General features: G+C 61.5%; 22 protein-coding genes. 18 read left to right on the forward strand and 4 right to left on the reverse strand.

The window, feature by feature from the left end:
- Nucleotides 1-3 precede the first annotated feature (3 nt).
- The 8 genes from AC06G8_RS10385 (at nt 4) to AC06G8_RS10420 (ending at nt 7,127) form a co-directional block, all read left to right on the forward strand.
- Entirely contained in the window at nt 4-1,071 is a 1,068-nt protein-coding gene (locus AC06G8_RS10385) for a glycoside hydrolase family 113 (protein ID WP_480285224.1), read from the forward strand.
- Nucleotides 1,072-1,193: 122 nt separating this feature from the next.
- Nucleotides 1,194-2,033, forward strand: coding sequence for a DegV family protein (locus AC06G8_RS10390; protein ID WP_447665247.1), 840 nt, complete (start codon nt 1,194-1,196; stop codon nt 2,031-2,033).
- A 117-nt stretch (nt 2,034-2,150) separates the two neighbouring features.
- On the forward strand, nt 2,151-2,456 hold the full coding sequence (locus tag AC06G8_RS10395; RefSeq protein WP_480285225.1) for a hypothetical protein: 306 nt from the start codon (nt 2,151-2,153) through the stop codon (nt 2,454-2,456).
- A 66-nt stretch (nt 2,457-2,522) separates the two neighbouring features.
- Complete coding sequence (locus tag AC06G8_RS10400) at nt 2,523-3,497, forward strand: phosphoenolpyruvate hydrolase family protein (protein WP_480285226.1); 975 nt, start codon at nt 2,523-2,525, stop codon at nt 3,495-3,497.
- Nucleotides 3,498-3,540: 43 nt separating this feature from the next.
- Nucleotides 3,541-4,239, forward strand: a complete 699-nt coding sequence (locus AC06G8_RS10405; RefSeq protein ID WP_480285227.1) for a methyltransferase domain-containing protein — start codon at nt 3,541-3,543, stop codon at nt 4,237-4,239.
- Nucleotides 4,166-5,395 (forward strand): NAD(P)/FAD-dependent oxidoreductase, encoded by a 1,230-nt coding sequence (locus tag AC06G8_RS10410; RefSeq protein WP_480285228.1) that lies wholly within the window; start codon nt 4,166-4,168, stop codon nt 5,393-5,395. The genes AC06G8_RS10405 and AC06G8_RS10410 overlap by 74 nt, the downstream gene beginning before the upstream one ends.
- A 38-nt stretch (nt 5,396-5,433) precedes the next feature.
- A complete protein-coding gene (locus AC06G8_RS10415) occupies nt 5,434-5,898 on the forward strand; it encodes an SRPBCC family protein (protein ID WP_447665243.1) in 465 nt (154 codons plus the stop codon).
- Nucleotides 5,895-7,127 (forward strand): beta-ketoacyl-[acyl-carrier-protein] synthase family protein, encoded by a 1,233-nt coding sequence (locus AC06G8_RS10420; RefSeq protein ID WP_480285229.1) that lies wholly within the window; start codon nt 5,895-5,897, stop codon nt 7,125-7,127. Before AC06G8_RS10415 ends, AC06G8_RS10420 begins: the two co-directional genes overlap by 4 nt.
- A 76-nt stretch (nt 7,128-7,203) precedes the next feature.
- Here AC06G8_RS10420 and AC06G8_RS10425 read toward each other — a convergent pair whose 3' ends face one another.
- Nucleotides 7,204-7,482: a DUF2653 family protein gene (locus AC06G8_RS10425; RefSeq protein WP_048749306.1), complete on the reverse strand. Its 279-nt coding sequence runs from the start codon at nt 7,480-7,482 to the stop codon at nt 7,204-7,206.
- Between the two features lie 6 nt (nt 7,483-7,488).
- Nucleotides 7,489-7,920, reverse strand: coding sequence for a hypothetical protein (locus AC06G8_RS10430; protein WP_447665241.1), 432 nt, complete (start codon nt 7,918-7,920; stop codon nt 7,489-7,491).
- 192 nt (nt 7,921-8,112) lie between these two features.
- On the opposite strand from AC06G8_RS10430, the gene AC06G8_RS10435 reads away from it, so the two are divergent.
- Nucleotides 8,113-8,661, forward strand: coding sequence for a DUF309 domain-containing protein (locus AC06G8_RS10435; protein WP_480285230.1), 549 nt, complete (start codon nt 8,113-8,115; stop codon nt 8,659-8,661).
- Between the two features lie 78 nt (nt 8,662-8,739).
- Here AC06G8_RS10435 and AC06G8_RS10440 read toward each other — a convergent pair whose 3' ends face one another.
- Both AC06G8_RS10440 and AC06G8_RS10445 read right to left on the reverse strand, forming a co-directional pair.
- Entirely contained in the window at nt 8,740-9,330 is a 591-nt protein-coding gene (locus AC06G8_RS10440) for a beta-class carbonic anhydrase (RefSeq protein ID WP_480285231.1), read from the reverse strand.
- A gap of 33 nt (nt 9,331-9,363) precedes the next feature.
- Nucleotides 9,364-9,699 (reverse strand): iron-sulfur cluster biosynthesis family protein, encoded by a 336-nt coding sequence (locus AC06G8_RS10445; protein WP_021880760.1) that lies wholly within the window; start codon nt 9,697-9,699, stop codon nt 9,364-9,366.
- A 123-nt stretch (nt 9,700-9,822) separates the two neighbouring features.
- On the opposite strand from AC06G8_RS10445, the gene AC06G8_RS10450 reads away from it, so the two are divergent.
- From AC06G8_RS10450 to mutS, 9 genes are all read left to right on the forward strand, one after another.
- Nucleotides 9,823-11,340 carry a carboxypeptidase M32 gene (locus AC06G8_RS10450; protein WP_480285232.1) on the forward strand — a complete coding sequence of 506 codons (1,518 nt, stop codon included), beginning with the start codon at nt 9,823-9,825 and terminating at the stop codon, nt 11,338-11,340.
- A gap of 396 nt (nt 11,341-11,736) precedes the next feature.
- The gene (locus AC06G8_RS10455) at nt 11,737-12,735 is read left to right on the forward strand and encodes an ABC transporter substrate-binding protein (RefSeq protein ID WP_480285233.1); all 999 of its coding nucleotides are present in this window, start codon (nt 11,737-11,739) and stop codon (nt 12,733-12,735) included.
- Nucleotides 12,736-12,822: 87 nt separating this feature from the next.
- Nucleotides 12,823-13,620 carry an ABC transporter ATP-binding protein gene (locus AC06G8_RS10460; protein ID WP_480285234.1) on the forward strand — a complete coding sequence of 266 codons (798 nt, stop codon included), beginning with the start codon at nt 12,823-12,825 and terminating at the stop codon, nt 13,618-13,620.
- Between the two features lie 94 nt (nt 13,621-13,714).
- On the forward strand, nt 13,715-14,515 hold the full coding sequence (locus tag AC06G8_RS10465) for an ABC transporter permease (protein WP_480285416.1): 801 nt from the start codon (nt 13,715-13,717) through the stop codon (nt 14,513-14,515).
- A 183-nt stretch (nt 14,516-14,698) separates the two neighbouring features.
- A complete protein-coding gene (locus AC06G8_RS10470) occupies nt 14,699-14,968 on the forward strand; it encodes a hypothetical protein (protein ID WP_480285235.1) in 270 nt (89 codons plus the stop codon).
- Nucleotides 14,949-15,941, forward strand: a complete 993-nt coding sequence (locus AC06G8_RS10475) for an aromatic acid exporter family protein (protein ID WP_480285236.1) — start codon at nt 14,949-14,951, stop codon at nt 15,939-15,941. Before AC06G8_RS10470 ends, AC06G8_RS10475 begins: the two co-directional genes overlap by 20 nt.
- 146 nt (nt 15,942-16,087) lie before the next feature.
- A complete protein-coding gene (locus AC06G8_RS10480) occupies nt 16,088-16,657 on the forward strand; it encodes an outer spore coat protein CotE (protein ID WP_447665234.1) in 570 nt (189 codons plus the stop codon).
- A gap of 177 nt (nt 16,658-16,834) precedes the next feature.
- Nucleotides 16,835-18,451 (forward strand): putative amidoligase domain-containing protein, encoded by a 1,617-nt coding sequence (locus tag AC06G8_RS10485; RefSeq protein WP_480285237.1) that lies wholly within the window; start codon nt 16,835-16,837, stop codon nt 18,449-18,451.
- Nucleotides 18,452-18,781: 330 nt separating this feature from the next.
- Nucleotides 18,782-21,556: a DNA mismatch repair protein MutS gene (mutS, locus tag AC06G8_RS10490; RefSeq protein WP_480285238.1), complete on the forward strand. Its 2,775-nt coding sequence runs from the start codon at nt 18,782-18,784 to the stop codon at nt 21,554-21,556.
- Nucleotides 21,557-21,568 lie beyond the last annotated feature (12 nt).

Below are 21,568 nucleotides of genomic sequence, written 5' to 3' on the forward strand. Positions count from 1 at the left end.
CCTGTGTTCCCGATCGGACGCCTAGTGAAGATGCTGCTTGCAGCGGGTCTGGCTGCAGCGGCTTTTGCCGCCGCTGTATGGATGTGGACGTCATCCCATCCGATGGAAAAGACGGATTTCCTGAGCCTGAAGGTCAAATCCGCCAACCTGTCGGTCGATTACGATCCGGGACAAGTGCTGGAGGATGTCGGCAGGCTTGGCCTGAACACGGTCAATGTTCCGATCGTCGTCGAAGTAAGCGATGTGCGCTCGAGCGACATGAAGCTTGACGAAGCCAGCCTGGACAAGGCCATTGAGCTCATTCCCCGGCTCCAGAGCCGAGGCCTGCGGATCATCGTCGAGCCTTATCCATGGATCGATCGAGGCAGCGAAGTCGAGACCGACTGGAATCCGGATCAGCCGGATGCCTTTTTCGACCATTGGCTGAGCAGAGTGCTTGTTCCGCTCGCACGCCGGGTTGCCGAGCCTTATCACGCCGATGCGATGATCGCCGGCTCCAATCTCGTGCATCTGGAGCGGTTCGGCGGCGAATGGAGCGCCATGCTCCAGCAGCTGAGAGGCGAATACAGCGGACTTCTGACGTATAAAACCAATTGGTGGTATACGGCTGTCTGGGACGTGGCCAGCACGGCCGCTTACGAAGCCAAGCGCGACAATCCGCTCTGGGCGGATACCGACTTCATCACGGTCGCGGCCTATTTCGAGCTGGCGGAGCGCCCGGCCAATACGGCCGGGCAGCTGATTTCGGCATTGAGCTCCACCGAAGTGAACGGCCGCGGCCAGGATGTCGTGAGCGAAGTGATGGCGTTGTCCGGCAAATGGGGCAAGCCGGTTTATTTCGGCGAGCTCGGGTTTCCTGCCCGCGAATATGCGGCGAAAGAGCCTTGGAATCCATCGCCTTCGGACGTTGAGGACGGAGCCGAGCAGGCCAGGCTGTTCGAGGCTTACCGGGAAGCCTTCTCCGGCAAACCGGGATTCATGGGCTTCTCGGTATTCGCGGTCGGCGAGAATAGCGAGGACAAGCACTATTATCCTTCGGACGATAGCGTTGAAGTGATCCGTGCCTGGTAAGGCTCGCCATCGTCCGGGCTTGGCCAATGCATACAATGATCCTTTTGACAAGTTATATTTGTTACTATTTTTGAGGGGAACGGTTTCGGTATAATGAAAGCAACGAAAGGAGCGCTTACACCATGCCTATTCAAATCATCACAGACAGCGGTTCTGATCTCCCGACCGACTTGATTGCAGCTCATTCCATAAAAATCGTTCATCTTCCCGTCTCGTTCCAGGACGAGCTTATGCCGGATGAGACGGATGCCGCAAGCTTTTATGCCCGCATGAGGGAATGCCCAGAGCTTCCGCGGACCGCGAGCCCAAGTCCGAACACGTTTTTGGAAGCGTATAAGGACGTAGAAGCCGGCCGCGACATTCTTGTTGTCAGCATGTCCTCGAACATCAGCAGCACCTATCAGTCCGCCTTGATCGCCAAGGGGCTGTATGAGGACGAGGGCCTGCCGAACCGGATCGAAATCATCGACTCCAAGACCTTTTCCGGCGGCTTGTCCCTGGTGGTGTCCCAGGCGGCCGAATGGGCGCGCGCTGGCTCCAGCCTCGACGAGCTCAAGGACAAGGTCAGCAGGCTGGCGCTTGAGACAAGCGCCTTCTTCACGCTCGACAGCCTCGAGAACGTCATCAAGGGCGGAAGGCTGAGCAGGCTTGCCGGCGGCGTGGCGTCGGTGCTCAACATCAAGCTGCTGCTCAAAATCAATGAAGACGGCGTCGTCGAGGTCGAAGAGAAGACGCGCGGCTTCCGCAAAGCGCTGAACTCTCTGCTCGCAAGGCTCGATGACAAGCAGCATGACTACGAGAACGGTTTTGTCGCGATCGTCCACAGCAACTGCGAGAAGCTCGCTCTCGAGTTCAAGGATCGGGTGCTGGAGAAGCATCCGTTCAAAAAGGTGCTGTTCTCCAGCATGGGACCTGTCATGGGAACTTATGCCGGCGAAGGCGGAATCGGCGTCGCGTTCTGATGTCAAGATAAAGAGGGAAATGAAGGGTGCGGCCGCCGCTCCCTTTTTTGGCTTGGACAGGCTTGGATGGCGGCTGCAAGAAGCCGCAGCGGTTATGAGAAAGGAGGCTTGCAGGAAATGCTGGCCAAACAGCGCTACGTCAGAATGGAGCGGGTCTTGAATGGCTCCAGGATGGACACCGTCGTCCTCGAGCTGCATTTGAGGCTGGACCAGGAAGCGATAACGGCGGAAGGCAGAAGCTTCCCCTTGAAGGAAGTATACGACATTTCGTACCGGATCGTCGGCGGACAGCTCGGCATCCTGTACCTGCATACGAGCTCCGGAGTCTACCCGTTCAACGTGGAAGACGATCCGGCTGCCTTCATCCTCGCTTTTAAAAGCTCGTTGAATATGTCCGGAAGCAGCGGTTCGAATTCGCTCTGAATCCGATGCAGACTTGGCGAGCTCATGCCGCTCAGGCGCAAGGATAACCGACAGGGGGAATGCATCATGAACAGCCGCAAAGAGGCTGTAAGCCGCCTCAAAGCAGAAGCATCGACGGGAAGAGCTCTGCTCGGAGCCGGAGCGGGAACGGGGATTTCGGCCAAAAGCGCCGAAGCCGGAGGCGCGGATCTCATCATCATCTACAATTCCGGCCGATACCGGATGGCAGGCCGCGGCTCGCTGGCCGGCCTCATGCCTTACGGAGACGCCAACCGCATCGTCGAGGAGATGGGGGATGAAGTGCTGCCCGTCCTGACCCGGGGCACGCCGGTGCTCGCCGGGGTATGCGGGATGGATCCGTTCCGCATGATGGACCGCTTCCTGAAGCAGCTCAAGGAGCAAGGGTTCGCAGGCGTGCAGAACTTCCCGACCGTCGGCCTGATCGACGGCGTGTTCCGCGCGAATCAAGATCCCGCTCGATCCCGGCCAAGGGATGGGGAGCAGGATCTTTTTTTATTTCTCCAGTTCGATATATTCCCTCGCCAGCTTCCACTGTCCGTCCTCCAGCCTCCATACGAACATGAACCGCGCCGGATGCGGAGCGCCCTCCACCAGATTGATCTCCCTGCCGAGGACGATAACTTCCTGGCCGTTCCCGCGCTCCTGGATATCCGAGATTTGATAGCTCTTCGAAGCTTCTCCGTATTGGCTGAGAACGCCTTCGAGATCATAGCCGAACCCGTACTGATCCGGCCGCTCCAGTCCCGAATGCGCCCAATAACCGGCAAAGCCCGGCGACATCATGGCACGGATCGCATCGGCGTTTTTGCTGACGAAGCCGTCGTTCCAGGCCTGGAAATACTTGTCCATCACGGAATAGATCCCATGCAAGCTTATCCCTTCTTTCATTCCATTATATTCCATGAGTATAACATGGATTTATCGCCGACGACTCGGTTGACATGTATTGAATTTCAAAATTTCGTTGCTACCGGCATCGGCCTCTTCATTTCCGCTGCGGATGGATGGTTTTGGCAATGAAGCGCATACTACGCCTGACGACAAGATCAAGGAGGAGCACACTGTGAAACGTCAGCTGAGAAAGGAATGGCTGGATGAAGAGGAGGCTCTGTCGCAGGAGGAGCTGGAGGCAAGCTTGCTGGAAGTATGGGCGGTCAATCGCTGGCTCGGGGGCAATCCGCCTCTCTTCCGGCATCTGGGCAGGCTGCTGACGGGCTCGAGAGGAAGCGCCGCTCCCGTCCGCGTGCTCGATGTGGCGACCGGCATGGCCGATCAGCCGCTCGCTCTGTGCCGATGGGCGGAGAAACGGGGCATTCCGCTCGAAGTGACCGGAGTCGAGATCAGTCCGTCCATCGCGAAGCTGGCCCGCAAGCGGGTCGGAGGCCACGCCTCCATTACCATTCATGAAGGGGATGGCCGCAAGCTTCCTTATGGCGACGGAGCTTTTGATATCGCCTTCAGCAACCTCGCCCTGCACCATATGAGCGACGAGGATGCCGTCTCGATGCTGCGGGAGATGGACCGCGTGACGAGGACGGGCTGGATCGTCACGGATCTGGAACGGAGCCGTATGGCATACGGCATCGCGAGGCTGCTCGCCAAGCTGGTGTGGCGGAGCCCGGTGACGCGGCATGACGGCCCGTTGTCCGTCCAGCGTTCGTTCACGGCGGCGGAGGCGCGGAGGCTGCTTGCCGCTGCAGGGCTTGAAGCAACGGTCAAGCGCCACTTTCCCTACCGGCTGGCGCTGCTCAGCCGTGTATGACGTGCTCGTGGCGGGAGCCGGTCCGGCCGGAAGCGCGCTTGCATGGACACTCGCGAGAGCCGGGCTGAAAACGGCTCTGCTCGAGGCGCGGCGGCATCCCAGAGGCAAGCCATGCGGAGAGTCGCTGAACCCCGGCGCGGCAGCCGCCTTGGAAAGGCTGGCCGGAAAGAAGCGCTGCCTCGAAGGCGGGTCGGCAGGCCCGGCCCAGAAGTTCGGACATCCGCTGCGCGGCTGGCTGCTGCACTGCGGGTCCGCGAGCATGGAAGCGGAGTTCCCAGGCGGCGCGGCCGGATTTTCCTGCCGCCGCGATCAGCTGGACGGCTGGCTGCTGGAGCAGGCTGAGCTTGCCGGTGCCGAAGTGCTGCAGGAGCATCGTGTACGAAGGGCGATGCGCGACGATGAAGACGGCTGCCTCGTGGAGGGGGAGGCGGGCAGCGGTGCCTTCCGCATTCGAGCCCGTTATGTGGCCGGCGCGGACGGCATCCGCTCCGCCGTCGCCCGTTCATCCGGACTTGGAGCTCCATGGGGAGCGCTGCGCAAAATCGCCATGACGGCGCGCATGAGCGGCATCGAACAGCTTCGCGACAGGGTGGAGCTGCATCTGAATGATGGATCGACGCTTGGAATCGCCCCGCTCAAAGGAGATGCCGCCAATGTGACGCTTGTCCTGCCGGCAGGCTCGGCATGGGCGGAGGAAGGCAGGAACAAGAGCGCCGCCATGCTGCGGGAGCTGTCGAGGCGCCCCCAGCTGGAAGGGCGCTGCCGTCAAGCCGTCCTGGAGGACGAGCCTATCGCATGCGGCCCTTTCCATCAGCCCATTCCGCAGCCAGCCTCCGGACGCATCGTGCTTGTCGGGGATGCGGCCGGTTATTACGATCCGCTTACCGGCCAGGGCATCTATCGGGCGCTCAGGAGCGCCGAGCTGGCCGCGCCGCTGCTGCTGCGGGCGCTTGAAACCGGAGACGAGCGTCAGCTCAGCGTGTACGGCCGGCTCTATCGGAAGGAATTCGCGGCTGCGGCGGCGCTGCAGCGGGTGATCGAATTCGGGGCTGCGCGGCCCCGATTGTTCGAAGCGTCCATCCGGATATTGGGCCGGACGCCCGGAGCCGGGAGCCGGCTCGCTGCATGGATCGGCGATTGCGGCGGCGTTACTTGACCGGATCAGACAGCCCATCCCGAAGGAGGAGTGCAGCTATGCATACGTATAATGAGATTTACATCGACAGAGCGCCCGACGAGGTGTTTCCTTACGCTAGGGATGTCGATCAATGGCCGGTTCATCTGCGCCACTACCGCTCCGTGTCGTTTCGAACCGGAGCTCCTGAGTACGGCATCGTGGAGATGGCCGCATGGAGGCATTTCGGCAGGCTGCGCTGGCCGGTGTGGTGGGTGAGCAGGATGGAATCGAGGGAAGCCGAGCGCCGGGTATTGTACCGGCATATCGAAGGGGTGACGAAGGGCATGGACGTGGAATGGAAGCTGGAACCGAGCGGGGAAGGCACGAGGGCGTCCATCGTGCATGAATGGGATCGTCCGCCGGTAGGCGGCCTGGCTGCGAGAGGAATCATAGGGCCAGCCTTCGTGCAAGTCATCGCGGACCGGACTTTGGCAGGAATCAAATTCGCGGCGGAAGCCGCCGGAATGGGGCATCGTTCATGAGTGATCGCAGGGCAGTCATAACGGGAATCGGATGCGTGACGCCGATCGGCACTGGAGCCGAAGCTCTTTGGGAAGGGGTGCGCCGGGGAGAAAGCGCCGTCGGGCCGATCGACCGCTTCGTTCCGGAAGGCTTGAAAAGCCGGATCGCAGCCCAGATCAAGGACTTTCGGGCCGAAGACTATATGGATCGCAAACGGGCGCATCGCACGGACCGGTACTCGCAGCTGTCGATCGCATCCGGCCGGATGGCGCTGCGGCATGCGGGCATCGAGGCCGGAGCGCTGGATCCGGAGCGGACGGGCATCTTCATGGGAAGCGCGCTGGGAGGCATCTCCTACGCCGAGGAGCAGTGCAGCCAGTACATGGCCGGGGGCTATCGGAGCGTATCGCCGACGCTCGGCTTCTCCGTCTTCGGAGGAGCTTCCTCCTGCAACATGGCGATGGAGTTCGGCTTCAACGGCCCGAACGAGACCAACGCGATGAGCTGCGCCTCGGGCGCTGTGGCGATAGGCAGGGCGCTGCAGGCGATCCGCCGCGGCGAAGCCGACGTCATGCTTGCGGGGGGCGCGGAGTCTCCGCTGTCACCGCTGTCGTTCGGAGCCTTCGACCTGCTGCGCGCGATGTCGACGCGCAACGACGAGCCGGGAAGGGCCAGCCGTCCGTTCGACCGCACGCGGGACGGATTCGTCATGGGGGAAGGGGCGGCCGTGCTCGTCATCGAGGAGGAAGGCCATGCCCGCGCCCGGGGAGCCCGCATCCTGGCGGAGATCAGCGGCTTCGGCGTGACGAACGACGCCCACCACATGAGCGTTCCGCTCCCTTGCGGCACGCAAGCCCAGCGGGCGATGAGGCTGGCGCTGAGCGATGCGGACATGCTGCAGGAAGAGGTGGGCTACATCAACGCCCACGGTTCTTCAACGCTGCTCAACGATGTGACCGAATCGAAAGTCATCCGCAGCGTATTCGGCAGCCGTCCGGTGGCGGTCAGCGGCACGAAAGGGCTATACGGCCATCCGCTCGGAGCGTCGGGAGCGATCGAAGCCGCCATTACATGCCTGTCGCTGCATCATGGATGGCTGCCGCCGACGGCCAACCTGACGGAACCCGACGAGGAAACCGATCTCGATCTCGTCTACCAGCATGGACGGGACAAAAGGCTGGATGCGGCGCTGTCCAATTCCTACGGCTTCGGCGGCATCAACGCGACGCTCGCTTTCCGCAGCAGATAGTTCCGTCGGAACACGAAAAAAAGCTTCCCCTGACCATCTCATCCGAGATGAAGGGGAAGCTTTTCGGCTTGGAGCTCTATTCGGCGATATCCGCCCAGAACTCTTCGTCGGCGTCCAGCGTAATCTGGGAACGATAGACGCGCATGCCGTACTCCTTGAACATGTACTGCTCGATCGCTTCCTTGAGGTTGGCCTCGACGAGGTAATGCGATCGGTCGCCGATAAATACTTCGGCGGAGAAGCCGTATTCCTCGTCCCAGCCGAGCTGCACCTCGACCTGCGAGGGCTGGAGCCCGCGCCGGCTGGATTCGCTGAGGCATACGGCGTTGATGATCTCGTCCGTCAGGATCCGCATCGGCGATCAGTAAGGCCCGCGGCGATCGTCGGTCGCGGCCTTGCGCTTGTTGCGGAAGTGGACGACGATGGACCGGATGACCATGAACAGGATGTAGATCGCGAGCAGGTTGATGATCAGGCCGAAGAAGTCGCCCATGAAGCCCATGCCGGAGAACATGCTGCCGAACATCAGTCCTGCCAGGCCGCCGATCATGAGGCCTTTCATCATGCTGCCGCCGCTGAAGAAGCCGCGGTTCGCCGTCGTGCCGGCTGCCGCGCCTGCAGCCGGGGTTTTATTGTTGTCCGCCCGCTGTACGTTCTCGGTCGATTTTTTTGGAGTCTGCGTAAAGCTCTGGCGCGGAGATTTCATGCCGCCGCGCTTGGCGTCAACCGTTCCCGCCGCCGTGAAGGCGAACAGAACCGTAAAGGCCAGCATCAGAATAAATCCTTTTTTCATGTCGTGAAAGTCCCCCTCCGAGTGGTAAGTGATGGTATGAACGCCGGGTTCTCGGCATGAACCTCCATTGCGTTTGATTGTGTATACGTCTATGATGATAGTCAGGTTTCATTTTTATGTAGATGCAGTTGAGTTTTATTTCACAATCTGCCGCCGGGCAGGTCTGAACTTATAGTAGGAAGGCTGGCAAGCATGATGTTGATCTCCCACAAATACCCCGAGGCCTATATCCGATATCTCGCAGAGTTCCACGGGACAAGGGATTACTTCGAATGCCACGAAATTCTGGAGGAATACTGGAAGGAGCATCCCGAGGATGAGCAAGCCCAGCTCTGGCACGGGCTGATTCAGATTGCCGTCGGCCAATACCATCTGCGGCGGGGCAACCGGGAAGGAGCCCGCAAAATGCTGCGCTCCGCCTGGGAAAGGCTGTCGCTGCCGCTGCTGGAGCAGGCGGGCCTTGACGGCGGCTTGCTCCGCAGACAGCTGGACGAAGCCGCCTCGCTGCTGGAGCGGGGCGAGGGAATTCCTTACTCCGGCTGGATGCTGCCGATCCGGGACCTCGAGCTCGCGGCTGCCTGCAAGGAGCGCTGCGCTGCGGAAGGACTGGATTGGTGCGGCGACATCGTGGCGGGCGATGAGCTGATCCACCGCCATCTGACGCGCGACCGCAGCGAAGTCGTACAAGCGCGGGAGCAGTCGCTCCGACTCAAGAGAGAAGAGGCGCGAGGCGGAGGCTGACCGCCTCGCTGTGAAACTAAAAGGCTTATCCGAATCGGGCTGCGGCCCGATTCGGATAAGCCTTTGTTGGTCTGCGGGTTATTCTGCGGCAGGATCCGCATTGTTCAAAAATTCGTACCCTTCCGTCACAAGATCAAGCTTGCCTGTCTGAGGATGGATGATCATGCCGTGCACGGGCGTGCCCGGAGGGAGCAGAGGGTGGTTGCGGACGATGCTCACGCTCTTCTCGACGCTCGAGCGCACATTGTCGAAGCCGGTCAGCCAACGGGTGAAATCGACGCCGGAATGCTTCAGCGTGCGGATCGTCTGGGAAGGCACTCCCCGATCCACCATCTTGCCGATCATGCTGTCCGGGTTGATGCCCGTCATGCCGCAGTTGTAATGGCCGATGATGAACACTTCATCCGCGTTCAGCTCATAGAGCGCGACCAGGATGCTGCGCATGATGTTGCCGAATGGCTGCGTGATGATGGCGCCGGCGTTCTTGAGGATCTTGGCGTCGCCGTTGCGGAGATTGAGCGCCCTTGGCAGCAGCTCCGACAGCCGCGCATCCATGCATGTCAGGATGACCATGCGCTTGTCGGGGAATTTGTCGGTCAAATATTCCTCGTACTTCTTGTCCTCGACGAATTTTTCGTTATAGGCAAGCATTTCCTGGAGATTGTTCATGATGCTCCCGACCTCTCTTTCGCGCAGTTGGTTTTAGAAGGTGGCCGTTCCTTGCGGGAAGAACCGCAGGTCATGGCTGTAGATCTGGCTGTCGCTCGCCAGGATGAAGGCTTGTCGAGCCGGGTTGTAGTCCAGCTTCAGCTCGGGCTCGAAAAACACCTCGTATCTTTCCTCGTAGAGGAAAGGAAACGGGTCGCCTTCGCCGATGACGTCGCCGGGACTCGCTTGGCCGACGATATGAAGGGCGGACACGCCGTTGACGACGCAGCCGCAGCCCTCCGTATCGTAGACAAGCTTAAGGATGCCCTTTCCGTCTTCGAGATAAGGCTTCAGCGCCTCGACGGCGGCTGTCTTGAATGTGATGCGCATCTTCCGCCACTCCTTTGTCCGAGGCTTCCGTGCAGCCGGCGGCCCCGTTTGATCACCGTTGATTATAAGGTCTGTCCCCGCTATGATCAAGTATAGGACGTATAGACGAAAGGGTGACGACCTGTGACGACATCTACATACGAAAAGACTTTGGCCGATTTCCGCGCGCTGGACCGGAAAATCCGGAATTACCATGAAGCCCAGGCTATTCTCGCCTGGGATCTGCGCACCGGCGCCCCCCGCAAAGGAATGGACGCCCGCTCCGAGGTGCTCGGCCAGCTGGCCGGCGAAGCGTTCAAACTCTCCACCTCTTCCGAGATGGGAGAGCTGCTGCAGGCTCTCGAACAGAAGGGAGCGCAGGACAGCCTGGGCGAGATCGACCTCAAGCTGGTCCATGAAGTCCGGCGCCAGTACGACCGCAGCGTCAAGATTCCGGCCAAGCTGTACGAGGAAGCCGTCGTTCTGATCTCGCAGTCGGAATCCGCCTGGGAAGTCGCCCGCGGCAACAACGACTTCGCTTCGTTCGAGCCGTTCCTGGACAAGGTCATCGGCTATACGAACCAGTTCATCGATCTATGGGGGCCGAAGGCTACCCGGTATGATACGCTGATCGACGATTACGAGCCGGACATGACGGTGGCCGAGCTGGACTCGATCTTCAGCTCGCTGCGCGACGAGCTCGTCCCGCTGTCTTCGGCCATCGCGGAATCGGCGAACAAGCCTTCCCGCGAGTTTCTTAACCAGCTGTTCGACAAAGGCGCGCAGAAGGACTTCAGCCTGTTCATGCTCGGCCAGATGGGCTACGACTTCGAAGCCGGACGTCTGGACGAGACCGCGCATCCGTTCGCTACGGGAATCAATCTCGGCGATGTGCGGATCACGACGCGTTATTTGGCCGATGACGTGACGAGCGCTTTGTTCGGCACGATCCATGAGGGCGGCCATGCGCTGTATGAGCAGAACGTCTCTCCGGAGCTCGCCGGAACTTCCCTGTTCGGCGGAACGTCGATGGGCATCCACGAGTCGCAGTCGCGCTTCTGGGAGAACACGATCGGCCGCAGCCGCCCGTTCTGGCACCGGTATTTCGGCGACCTCCAGAGCCGCTTCCCCGGCCAACTGAACATCAGTCCGGAGGAATTCTACCGTTCGCAGAACACCGTCCAGCCTTCCCTCATCCGCATCGAGGCTGACGAGCTGACCTACAACCTGCATATCATCATCCGTTACGAGATCGAGAAGATGATCTTCAACGAAGGAGCGAAAGCATCCGACCTCCCGGCGATCTGGAACGACAAATACCGGGAATACCTCGGCATCACGCCGCCGAACGACGCGCAGGGCGTCATGCAGGACGTGCATTGGAGCGCCGGGCTGTTCGGCTACTTCCCGTCCTATTCCCTCGGCAACATGTACGCGGCGCAGATGGCCGACACGATGGAAGCCCAGCTTCCGGAGCTGTGGGAGCTGGTCGCGCGCGGCGAGCTGGCGCCGATCAAATCCTGGCTGACAGACCGCGTCCACAAATACGGCAAGCTCAAGACGCCGAAGGAAATCATTCTCGGAGCGACGGGCAAGCCGCTGGACCCGAGCTACCTCGTGAAGTATCTGCGGGCCAAATACACGGATATCTACAAGCTGTAAAGGTCGAGCGGCGCCGAGCTGCAGCGGCCTTGAGGCAACGATGCCATGCAGATTCCAAGCTCCGATACGATGGGCCGCCCGAGCCGGAACCAAGCCGGAACCAAGCCGGAACCAAGCCGGAACCAAGCCGGAACAAGCCGGAACCAGCCGGAACCAGCCGGAACCAGCCGGAACCAGCCGGAACCAGCCGGAACCAAGCCTCTCCACCTGCCTTCACATGGCGGAGGAGGGGCTTTTTTTGTCATGCCCCTTGATGGCTCGGATCCGGACCGCGCTCTTGGGAGATGCCGCTCCGCTTGCCGGCGAACGCCTGCCATCATCTCCCGCCATTCACCACCTGGCTGCCGCAAGCATAGGCTGTAGCACACAAAAGTCCACGTGGGAGGAAACATCCATATGAAAAAACAATCTATCGCAGGCCTGCTGCTGGCTGCTTCGCTGCTTCTGACGGCATCGCTGTCCGGCTGCGGCAGCAAGAGCGACGGTCCGGTGAAGATCCGTATCGGCGAAGTGACGCGCTCGCTCTTCTACGCTCCGGAGTATGTCGCCTTGTCCAAAGGGTTTTTCAAGGACGAAGGGCTTGATGTCGAGCTGCAGACGACCGCGGGCGGCGACAAGACGATGACCGCATTGCTGTCAGGCGCCATCGACGTCGCTCTCGTCGGCTCCGAAACGTCCATCTATGTCTATCAGCAGGGCTCCGACGATCCCGTCATCAACTTTGCCCAGGTGACGCAGACCGACGGAACGTTCCTCATGTCCCGCACAGGTGCCGCCTTCGACTGGAACAACCTCAAGGGATCGACCTTCCTCGGCCAGCGCAAAGGCGGCATGCCGCAGATGGCGGGTGAATTCACCCTCAAGAAAAAAGGCATCGATCCGCAGAAAGACCTCAAGCTGATCCAGAACATCGACTTTGCCAACATCACCGCGGCATATGCGTCCGGAACCGGCGATTATGTGCAGCTGTTCGAGCCTCAGGCTTCAATGATGGAGAAGGAAGGCAAGGGAAAAGTCGTCGCTTCGTTCGGCGTAGAGGGAGGGCATCTGCCCTATACCGTCTTCATGAGCAAGCAAAGCTACATCAAGAAAAACGAGGATGCGGTGCAGAAGTTCACGAACGCGATCCAGAAGGCGCAAGCCTGGGTCAAGGAACACAGCGCCCAGGAAATCGCCGATGCCGTCGGCACTTATTTCCCGAGCACGGACAAAGCCATTATCATAAGCTCCATCGACCGCTACAAGCAGCAAGGATCCTATGCGGATAATCCTGTCATCGACAAAGAGGAATGGAACAACCTGCTCGACGTCATGACAACCGCCGGCGAGCTCAAGGATCGTCCCGATCACGACAAGCTGGTAGACAATTCATTTGCGGAAAAGGCCGGCAAGTAGCTGTCCGGCGATTGAACGGCAGGCCGGCGGACACGTCCGGCCTGCATGCTACGTTTCGGGGCGACGCTTGGAAAGGAGGACAAGGACATGGACGACAAATCACCGATGCTGGAGCTGAGGGGAGTCTCGCATGTCTATGTAGGCAGGAAAGGGGCTTCCCTAGCTGTCGACCGGATGGAGCTGGCTGTCGGACAAGGAGAATTCATCAGCCTGGTCGGTCCCAGCGGCTGCGGCAAGACGACCGTTCTCAGCCTGCTTGCGGGCTTGTTTCCGCCGGCAGCGGGCCAGGTGCTGCTCGGCGGCAGACCGGTAACGGAGCCGTCCGCCAAGGTCGGCTACATGCTTCAGCAGGACTGCCTCCTGCCATGGCGCACGATCCGGGACAATGCCGGGCTCGGCCTGGACATCGCAGGCAGGCGCGCAGCTGCGGAACGGAATCGGGTCGAAATGCTGCTCGAGGAAGTCGGCCTTGCCGGAACGGGGGGCAAGTATCCGGGAGAGCTGTCCGGCGGCATGAGGCAGCGGGTGGCGCTGGCGAGGACGCTGGCGCCGGAGCCCGATGTGCTGCTGCTCGACGAGCCGTTTTCGGCTCTGGATATGCATATCAAGATGCAGCTTGAGGATCTCGTGCAGGCGACGCTGCGCAAGCTGGGCAAGACAGCGGTGCTCGTCACCCATGATTTGGCCGAAGCGGCGGCGATGAGCGACCGGGTGATCGTGCTCGGCCGCAATCCGGGCCGGATCCGCAAGGAAATCGCCGTGCCGGAGGCCATCAGGAGACTGGCGCCGACGGAGGCGCGCAAGCATCCTTCCTTTCAGGCGCTGTTCGATGCGCTGTGGGAAGAACTGAACGCCGGAGAAAGAGAAGGTGGGTCGCGTGAGTGATGATAAAGCCTGTCATCCGGCAGGCGGAGAGTACGAGGCGGTTTCTCCAGGAGACAATGGCGGATCGCATGCCGGAGCGGACCGGGAAGGATGGCTGAATGCGCTCCATGCCGCCTACCGCCGCCGCGAGCGGGGCATCGGAGCTGCCGTGTTGTCGGTGCAGCTGCTTCTGCTGGCTACATTCGTCCTTCTATGGGAAGCGGCGGGACGCTTGAAATGGATCGACCCGCTCCTGTTCAGCTACCCGTCCAAGATCGCCGCCCAGCTGGCCTCCTCGAGCGCGGACGGCACGCTGTGGCCGCATGTCGGCGTCACTGTGGCGGAGACGGCGGCGGGATTCGTCCTCGGGACGCTGATCGGGACAGCGCTTGCCGCGCTGTTATGGTGGTTCCCGTTCGCATCGAAAGTATTCGATCCCTATCTGGTCGTATTCAACAGCCTTCCGAAAGTCGCCCTCGGGCCGATCTTCATCGTGGCCATGGGCCAGGGCTTCCTGTCGATTCTGTCCGTGACGCTGTCGATGACGGTCATCGTGACGACGATCGGCATCTACAACCGGTTCCGTGATATCGAGCCCGGCCTCGTCAAGGTCGTGCGGCTGCTCGGAGGGACGCGGCTGCAGCTGTTCCGGCTCGTCATCCTGCCTGCATCGTTCCCGATCATCATCTCGACGCTGAAGGTCAATGTCGGCTTGGCATGGGTCGGCGTCATCGTCGGCGAGTTCCTGGTCGCCAAGGAAGGGCTGGGCTACCTGATCATCTACGGCTTCCAGGTGTTCAATTTCACGCTCGTCCTATCGACGCTCGTCGTGATCGCAGCTGCGGCGACCATGATGTACCAAGGTGTCGCGCTGCTGGAGAAGAAGCTCATATCCGGCGGGAGAGAGCCTTCGTAAATCTGGATCCCTAAGCAGCCTTGGAATTCGGAGCGGCGAGCACGATGCAGCCCCTCTCGCGGGCAGAAGGCGCAGGGGGAATCCGTCCCGGCAGCTGCATCGAGGGCTGGCATCCGGACCGGAGCCAAAGTGGCGGGTCCGGATGCGCTCCCGCAATTGACGTGCCGGGCAGGAAGGTCTAGGATGATACGACAGGCGTGGCGCTTCGGCGGCATCCGGGCGGAGGCCCGGCTGGCCGAAGCGTTTTTTTTTTCATGGGCTGCAGGAGGACAGGCGGACTTGCCGCTCGCCGAAGCGAGGAATGCGGCTGGCCATCCTCTTGCCCGCATCTCGCGGGAATCAGCGCGGGTGCGGATGCCCACAATCGCCGCGCGCAAGCCGCAGAAGCCGGCTAACGCGTCAAACGGAATCGGAAAGGCAGGGAGAAATGGTCGTGAAAGGAATCGGGCTTAGAGTGGCGAAAACGGCTGCTGCCGTCGCGGCTGCCATCTGGACCGCCCAACTGCTGGACTTGACGGAACCGCTGTTCGCAGGGGTGCTCGCCATACTCGGAGTCGAGACGACCCGGCGCAAAGGCTTCCGCAGCCTGTTCGAAAGGCTGGCCGCAGGCATGATCGCGCTGCTGGTTTCTTCGGCTCTGTTCGAGCTGATCGGATACCGGATCTGGACGGCGGCCATCTATGTCCTGCTCGTCTTCCCCTTGCTGTCGAGGCTCCGCCTTCGGGACGGCATCGTGCCGGGCAGCGTGCTTGTCTTCCACGTATACGGCGCCGGAGAGGTTACGGTCGGCCTGCTGCTGAACGAATTGCTGCTGCTGCTCGTCGGTCTCGGATGGTCGGCGCTGTTCAACCATGTCTACATGCCCGGGGAGACGAAGCGGCTGCAGCAGCTCCGGACCTCCGCAGAGAGGAAGTTCGGGGAAATATTCGCCGAAATGGCGGCGGTCCTTCGCGATCCCAACCGTGTCTGGAGCGGCTCGCAGCTGCTGGAGCTGGAGGCGGACGTCGCCGAGGGAGAGCAAAGGGCGCAGCGGGAACAGCATAACCGGCCATGGGAGCCGGACTTTTACTGGACCGTTTATTTTGCCATGAGGAGGCTGCAGTTGGAAAGCCTCGCCTCGATGCTGCAGCTTCTATCGTATGTATACGGGCGACTGCCCCAAGGCGAGCTGCTGGCCGATCTGCTCGAGAAGATCGAAGGCGACATCTCGTCGGATTATTATGAAGACCGGACCCGGCTCGCGCTGGCCGAGCTGCGGCGACACTACCGGACGATGGAGCTTCCCCGCACGCGGGACGAATTCGAAGCCCGCTCGGCATTGCTTCAGCTGTGCCTGGAGCTTGAACGCTTCCTGGATACCGCAAGCCGGCACAAAAAGCGCCGCAATGCCGGCGACAGCCCCATCAGCGGGACGTCCCGGGAATAATTTGCCGCGCAGTGTCATCTTCTCCATGCCTGCCCCATACAATGAATCAGGGAAAATTCGTTGCGGCGCCCGGAAAAGAAGGAGTCACCCTAGACGAATGTCCTGCATACACTTGTAAGGAATGATTGTATGGAGGAGGTTAAGAAATGACGATTGCAGATAAACAGCTTCAGACTAGAGAAATCATCACGAAAGCTGTCTGCGGTAAAGGTCGCAAGTTCTCGACGGTATCGCATACCGTCACGCCCCCTCACCGCCCCACCAGCATATTGGGCGCTTGGGTCATCAACCACCAGTATGAAGCGGTTCGGTCGGGGGACGGCATTGAGGTCGTCGGATCTTACGACATCAACATCTGGTATTCGTACAACAAAAACTCTCAAACCGACGTAGCGAAGGAAACGGTCTCTTATGTCGAAAACATCCCGCTCTCCTACGTGGACCCGAAGCACCGGGCAGTCACGGAGGAAGTTTCGGCTGAATCGACGCAAGAGCCAAATTGCATCGAAGCGAACATCTCTTCGAACGGCTCTTCCGTAGTCGTGCGGGTCGAGCGCGAATTCGCGGTCGAGATGATTGCCGAGACCAAAGTATGCGTGGCAGTCGTTCCGGGCGGCTGCGACGACTTTGACGGCAAAGACGGCAAATATGGTTTTGACGACGGGGACAGCGGCTTCGACGACTTGGATCCCGATCTTCTCGACGACGAGCTGTAAAAGCCGGGCCTCAAGGTTCTTACTTCAGGGTATGCAGGCATACGAAGGAATTCGAGGGCGAAAGCCCTCTTTTTTTGTAGGGAAAGAGCATAATTTCTTCTTGCTTCATTCCTGCAAGGCGAATTGCAGCGTCAAGGACAGATGAGGCTGCGGCAAATCACTCGGGGAGGCGATGCCATGGCTGGCAAGGTGTGGCTATGGTGCGACGGCCAGGAAGACGATGCCGCCGCGTTGTCCACGCGTCTAGGCATTCCTTTATGCCATAACGGCGAAGCCGGACCGGGCCGGCAGGATGCCGTTTTTGTCTGGGGAAGCTCGCGGCTTCCGGAGCGTTGGATCGCGCTCTTGCGCGGCGACGGGCCGGGAGCGGGCGAAGCGGCCGGCCTGCCATGGCTGCTCAATGCCAATGCCGCCCGCGTAGCGGCCATGGGGCCGGAGCGGCTGCAAAGGGAATTGGAGGCGTCGGGCCTGCATGCGGGAGGAGCTGCGGAGACCGGCAGGCTGTACCGGGTTGCGGTCGGAGAGGGAGAGCCTTTGCTTGCGCATCGGGTCCGTTCCGAATTCTGGCGCAAGGGGATGCTCGCCGGGAGCCTGGCTGGCGGCATAGAGGATGGCGGCGCCAGCTTGCAACCGTCAGGGCCGACGGGCAGCGGCGGTTTGCCGGGCTCTATTCCCGGCACCGATGCAGCCGCCAATGCCGGTCCCGCAGGCATATGGCGTTATGCCGAGGATCCGGCCATGCGGCGTTCCGTGCGCGCGGCGCTGAGAGCGGCATACGAGCTCGGACTTGATGCTGCCGAGGTGCTGGTCCGCGCGGCAGACGGCGGCCGGGCGTCCATCGCCGGCATTCGTCTGCCCGGCTGCCGGCGCTTTCTGCTTGCCGGCGAAGGAAAGCTTGCGGAGGCGGATGCCGTGCCGGAAGCGGCAGCGGGCTTGTGGAGCCCCATATGCTGCCGAATCCAGGGTTTGCTGGACGCTTCAGCGCAGCAGGATGGACCGGGCATCCGGATCGGCGCCGATCCGGAGTTCGTCATCATGAGGCCGGACGGAAGGATCCACTCCGCCTCCCATCTCGGCGGCCTGAGCAGCGCCGTCGGAAGCGACGTGCTGCTGACCGGGCGCCAGATCAGGCAGCCGGTCGGAGAGCTGCGACCGGAGCCGTCGGCAACGGCGCAAGGTCTGGCCGAGAACATTCGCCTCTTGCTGCTGCGGGCTTCGAGGCGGGGGGCATCGAAGCCCGGCATGCGCTTGCTTGCAGGAGCGATGCCGCTGCCCGGCCTTCCGCTGGGAGGCCATGTCCATCTCAGCGGGCTGCCGCTGACATCGCGCCTCCTCCGCGTGCTGGACAGCTATGCCGCCTTTCCGATGGCTCTGGCGGAAGATCCGCGCGGGCGAGCCCGGCGGCCGCGGTACGGCACGCTTGGAGACAGCCGGGCGCAGCCGCATGGAGGGTTTGAATACCGCACGCTGCCGAGCTGGCTCGTCTCGCCGGCCGCAGCGCGCTACGCTCTGGCCGTCAGCATGCTGGCGGCCGAGGACGGCTGCCGCCTGGATTTTTTGCCTTCCATGGATGGGCGGTACGTGAAGGCGTATTACGAAGGAGACAAGGAGACGCTCCGGGAATGCCTTCCGGGACTTCGGACGGCGCTGGAGAAGGTTTCCTCGTATTCCAAGCATCAGGCCTGGCTGGAGCCGTTCCTGGATGCCGCCGGCAACGGAGCGAGCTGGGATGAAAGCAGGGATATCCGAATCCGCTGGGGAATCCCAGTCCCCGAACCATCCTCGCCGACATGAGAGGACGCTGCTTGAATCCAGCCAGCCTGTCGGCATTGTCCAAGAGCAAAGGTGCTTTCCTTATCGGGCCGAGCTTGTGTCCGCGTCGCTTGAAGCGGGGAGGAACATATTTACCCCTTATTATGGAAGTTTTTCGAATTCAAAACGGGGCAAGGAGGACGAACAGGCATCCTCTTTGTCTCAAATGTCGGCCTAAGCGCGCCAGCGCCCGGCCTTTTCCGGCGTTCTCCTTTTGTACGGCAATTCTTGAACTGCTATAATGAGATGATTGTGTTCATAAGGCCGCTGCGGCGGGAAGAGAAAATACTGGAGTTTGACCGGGAGGGCCCAATGGCTGCACTTACGCCGATGATGGAGCAGTACATTTCCATCAAGCAGGAAGCGAAAGACGCTTTCCTATTTTTCCGTCTTGGAGATTTCTACGAGCTGTTCTTCGACGATGCCGTTCTGGCCTCGAGGGAACTGGAAATAACGCTGACCGGCCGCGCAGGCGGCGGCGAGGAGCGGATACCGATGTGCGGGGTTCCGTATCATTCGGCAGAGGGATACATAGCTCGCCTGATCGAGAAGGGCTACAAGGTCGCCATCTGCGAGCAGGTGGAGGATCCGGCCGCGGCAAAGGGCGTCGTGCGCAGGGAGATCGTCCGCGTCGTGACGCCGGGAACGGTCATGGAGACAAAATCGCTGGCCGACAAAGCCAACAACTATATTGTGTCCGTCGCTCAGGAGAGCGGCCAGTTCGCGCTGGCAGCCTGCGACTTGACGACGGGAGAGCTGTACGCCACCTCGTTCACGGGCGGGCTCGAGCTGCTCCAGGACGAGATCAACGTCTACGTGCCGGCCGAAATCGTCGGGGACGCTTCCGTGCTGGACAGCCTGAAGCAGAAGCTGACTGCAGGCGCGAGGCCGGTTCTGTACACCGCTCGCGAGCCTATGGCTGCACCGGAGCTGGCGGCGCTGTTTCCGGACGGAGCGCTTGACGGGCTTGCTTCTTCGAGGCTGCGCGCCGTCGCCGCTCTCGCCGGCTATCTGGTGGAAACCCAGAAGAGGTCGCTCGGCCACGTCCGCAGCATCCGCAGCTATGAGCCGAACCAGTATCTGATTCTGGATCCGTTCACCCGCCGCAACCTGGAGCTGACCGAGACGGTGCAGGGACGCAGCCGCAAAGGATCGCTGCTCTGGCTGCTCGACCGGACGAAAACCTCGATGGGCGGCAGGCTGCTGCGCCGCTGGATCGACAAGCCGCTGCTGTCGGCTGCTGCGGTCGAGGAACGGCTGGAGGCGGTGGAGGCGCTGCATGGAAATCTCATCCTGCGCGAGGATCTGCGCGGCGAGCTGGATGGAATCTATGATCTGGAAAGGCTTGTCGGACGGGTCGCCTACGGCACGGCGGGCGGCCGCGATCTGGCGGCTCTGAGAGCTTCCCTGGAGCGCGTGCCGGCTGTGCTGGAGCTGCTTGCCGCTTCCCCGTCGAACACGCTCCGGCAGCTCGCGGACGGCGTGGACGAATGCGCCGACCTGAGAGAGATGATCGACACCGTGCTCGTGGACGAGCCTCCCGTGTCCGTGCGCGAAGGCGGACTGATCCGCGCCGGATACGACGCCTATCTCGACCAGCTGCGCGAAGCCAGCACGGGGGGCAAGAAGTGGCTGGCCGAGCTGGAGCGCAGGGAGCGCGAGGCGACGGGCATCAAGACGCTGAAAATCGGCTACAACAAAGTGTTCGGCTATTTCCTTGAAGTGTCCAAAGCCAATATTTCCGCGCTGCCGGAAGGGCGCTACGAGAGAAAGCAGACGCTGGCGAATGCCGAGCGCTACGTCACGCCGGAGCTCAAGGAGAAGGAGAGGCTCATTCTCGAGGCCGAGGAGAAAATGACGGATCTCGAGTACAGCCTCTTCCTGCAGCTCCGCGACGCCGTATCGGCTCAGCTGCACCGGCTGCAGCGGCTCGCGGAAACGATCGCCTGCGCCGATGTGCTGCAGTCGCTCGCCGCGGTCAGCGCCGAGCGCCGCTATGTCCGGCCCGCCGTATCGGATGGGTACGACCTGGTTATTGAAGGCGGCCGCCATCCCGTCGTGGAGGCGGTCATGGAGGACGTCAGCTTCATGGCCAACGGAGCCGACCTGTCGCAGGACGGCGCCCGCGTCCTGCTTATCACGGGACCGAACATGGCCGGCAAAAGCACCTACATGCGCCAGACGGCTCTGATCTGCGTCATGGCCCAGATCGGCTGCTTCGTGCCGGCGCGCTCGGCCAGGCTGCCCCTGGTCGACCGGATCTTCACCCGCATCGGAGCGGCCGACGACCTCGTCGGCGGCCAGAGCACATTCATGGTGGAGATGCGCGACATCCAGCAGATGACCGACAAGGCCACGGAGCGCAGCCTCGTCATCATCGACGAGCTGGGACGGGGAACCTCGACCGCGGAAGGAATGTCGATCGCGCAGGCCGTCATCGAGTACCTGCACGACCGGACGGGCTGCAAGGCGCTCGTATCGACGCATTTCCACGAGCTGTCCCATCTGGAAGAGTCTCTGGAGCATCTGAGCAACGCCTCCATGGCGGTCAAGGAAAGCGGCGGCGACGTCACCTTCCTGCGCCGCCTCGTGCCCGGAGCGGCCAGCACCAGCTACGGCATCTACTGCGCCCGTCTCGCCGGACTGCCCGAGAGCATCATCGGACGCGCCTATGAGCTTCTCGAGTCAGCGGAGAGCCACCATTCGCCGGGAACGCCGAAGGGCGATCCGGGCGAGAGCAATAGGGCGGCTCCAGACCGGCAAGCCGATTCCATGCCCGCCCCGTCGGGCTCGGCTGGGGCGGCGATGCGGCATCCAGGAGGGACAGACAAGGCGGAGCAAGCGATGGAGGGTGCCGCAGCCTACCGGGCCGAAGCGGCAGCCGGCATCGCCGGCGCAGATCCGGTCCAGCTGTCCATCTTCGGCGAGGAGGCCGCGCATCCGGATTCGCTGCCCAAGCGCAAGGCGGGCAAGCACGAAGAGGCGGCCGATGCTTTTGCAGACAGCCTTCGCAAGCTGGATCTGCTGAACATGACTCCGCTTCAGGCGATTCAGTGGCTGAGCGACATGAAAGCCAAGCTGGGCTAGAACAGCGGCACA

The sequence above is a fragment of the Paenibacillus sp. SJS-P3 genome (genome assembly GCF_056711585.1).